This is a genomic window from Vibrio sp. Vb1574, assembly GCF_033338675.1.
On the sequence record NZ_JAWOTC010000125.1, the window covers coordinates 1 to 1,730 of the forward strand.

General features: G+C 46.3%; 1 protein-coding gene and 2 pseudogenes. All 3 read left to right on the forward strand.

The features are described 5' to 3' along the window. A pseudogene (locus R7O12_RS24085) lies at positions 1–618 on the forward strand (pilus (MSHA type) biogenesis protein MshL); the annotation flags it as partial. Between the two features lie 43 nt (positions 619–661). Continuing rightward, the gene (locus R7O12_RS24090; protein WP_318126564.1) at positions 662–1,507 is read left to right on the forward strand and encodes an ExeA family protein; all 846 of its coding nucleotides are present in this window, start codon (positions 662–664) and stop codon (positions 1,505–1,507) included. Next, positions 1,504–1,730 (forward strand): annotated as a pseudogene (locus tag R7O12_RS24095) (MSHA biogenesis protein MshN); the annotation flags it as partial. The gene R7O12_RS24090 and the pseudogene R7O12_RS24095, both read left to right, overlap by 4 nt.

Consider the following 1,730-nt stretch of genomic DNA (forward strand, 5'->3'; position numbering starts at 1 on the left):
TTAAACTTTATGTCGACCCAAGGCGACCTAAATGTGCTCTCAAGCCCACGTATTACGGCGGCGAACAACCAAAAATCAGTGATCAAAGTTGGTACCGATCAGTACTTCGTGACTGAGCTTTCCAGTAATGCGGGTAATGGTGAAAACTCTAATGCGGTCCCTGAAGTAGAACTGACGCCATTCTTCTCGGGTATTTCACTTGATGTGACGCCACAAATCGACAACAAGGGCAACGTGTTCTTGCATGTGCATCCAGCGGTCATTGAAGTCACAGAAGAAGTGAAGCAGTTAAATCTTGGTGGTGATTTTCAAAACATTCAATTGCCTTTGGCAAAAAGCTCGATTCGAGAATCTGATTCGGTCATTCGTGCGAAAGATGGCGATGTTGTGGTTATCGGCGGCTTGATGAAGCAACAAAATGTCGAGCAAGTGTCAAAAGTCCCATTCCTTGGCGACGTGCCTGCTCTGGGGCACTTGTTCCGCAACACTTCGAATGTGACGCAAAAAACCGAGCTAGTTATTCTGCTTAAACCGACCGTTGTTGGCGTGAACTCTTGGCAAAAAGAGCTAGAGCGCTCGCGTGATTTGCTGCAAGAGTGGTTCCCCGATGCGCAATAAGCGCAGAAGAAACGTTAGCTTTTCAAAGAGTTTGTGATTCGTTATGTACTTGTCGCATTTTGGATTTCGAGTTCCACCTTTCTCACTGACCCCAAATACGGAAATGTTTTTGGGGTTAGTGCCTCACTATGAGGCGATTCAAACCATCTTAGCCGCCGTGCAGATGGGTGAAGGGGTGATTAAGGTGACAGGTGAAGTTGGTACGGGCAAAACCATGGTTTGTCGCAAGCTGATTGAACAGATCGAATCGCAAGTGGAATTGGTCTATCTGCCCAATCCTGTGCTCAACGGAGAGCAATTGCAGTTTGCCGTGGCAAGAGAGCTAGGTATTGATAATGACGATCCATTGCGCATTGTTTCTTTAATTCAAGAACACTTGATTCGTGTGCATTCAACCGGGAAGAAAACCGTTCTGATCGTCGATGAAGCTCAAGCTCTTTCTCCTGAGGCTTTAGAAACACTGCGCTTGTTCGGCAATTTAGAAACCGAGCAAGACAAATTAATTCAGTTGGTACTTTTCGGTCAGCCTGAATTGGATGAACGCTTGTCCATGCACGAATTACGACAGTTTCGTCAACGCATTACGTTCAGTTGTGGGCTGCGTCCGTTATCTGTCGATGAAGGGGTTGCGTACATCAATAATCGCTTAGACAAAGCGGGCAATGGGTCGCACATTTTCTCCATTGAACAGAAAAAAGCGATTTGGCGTTCAGCCATGGGCATACCAAGGTTGATCAACCAAATTAGTCATAAAGCTCTGTTAGCTGCGTTTAACGACCGTTGTACCTTACTGAAAAATCACCACGTTTATGCGGCCATGCACGATACGTTTGATGCCCGTAAACCTAAGTTTAAAACACCCGTATTTTGGGGATGGAGTCAACCTTGAGTGCCATCAATAAAGCATTATCTGAACTTGCTGAAAAAACATCACCGAGTGAACTTACTCGTGCTGAGATTCCGAATGTCTCACGTAGTAAGCCCTGGTTGTGGTTGGTTGCTGGTTTTTCATTAAGTCTTGCCGTAGGCGGCTGGGCTGTGTCCCAAGGCCCAGCACCTTCAGATGAGATTACATCGTTCCAACCAAGCGCAACGCAACCTTTTGACACCAC

Excerpts from the sequence above, each read along its gene's own strand:
- R7O12_RS24090 (WP_318126564.1), top strand. The coding sequence starts at position 662 with ATGTACTTGTCGCATTTTGGATTTCGAGTTCCACCTTTCTCACTGACC.